Genomic DNA, 638 nt, shown 5'->3' with positions numbered 1-638 from the left:
GGTTTCTGGAAGGGCGGGCGGGGGCGGTTCTGGCGTTGGAGGGCTCCAACATGACCGGCTGGACCCGGGCCTTGTTAATCGACTGAGCCGCCGTCACGACCTTCGACCGAGTAGGAGCGAACACGAGAACAATGAACTCCGACGACGAGAATCTGCCGCTTCCCGACGAGCGGGAATGGTGGCACGCCACCGTCCGCTTTCCCGGCGATGCCGGCGTGACCCCGAAAGCCGCGGCCGCGCTCGCGGCCGCGCTGTCCGGCTGGCGTTTCCACTTCCTGCGCAAGGAAGGCAAGCTCCGGCTGCGCACCGAGCGGCCCGCCGCCGACCTGCTTGAGCAGCTCGTCGCCGACGAGCTGGCGGCCGGTTGGGTTGACGGCATCTACGAGCCGGAGACCGACGCCTTCGGCGGCCCGCTGGGCATGGACATCGCCCATGAGGTGTGGTGCGCCGACAGCCCCGCGGCCTTGGCCGAGACCGGCAGCCCGCACGCCCGCGAGCGGTGCATCCTGCTGATCTCCACCATGAACCGCGCGGCCGGGCTCGACCCGTTCGAGATCGGCGACGTGTGGGCGAAGGTCGGTAACCTCCGCCCGGCGATCAAAGCGCCCGAGATGGCCCACCGGGCGGAGGCTATCGCG

1 protein-coding gene is annotated in these 638 nt (G+C 70.1%); it reads left to right on the top strand.

Features of this window, described 5'->3' with window-relative positions; genetic code table 11:
- Window positions 1-131 precede the first annotated feature (131 nt).
- Window positions 132-638 (top strand): thiopeptide-type bacteriocin biosynthesis protein (locus EJK15_RS69815; RefSeq protein WP_206062429.1); only part of this gene is annotated, 507 nt, incomplete at its 3' end.

Source organism: Nonomuraea basaltis, assembly GCF_005893125.1.
GTDB lineage: Bacteria > Actinomycetota > Actinomycetes > Streptosporangiales > Streptosporangiaceae > Nonomuraea > Nonomuraea basaltis.
This window is presented reverse-complemented; position numbering and strand designations above follow the sequence as displayed.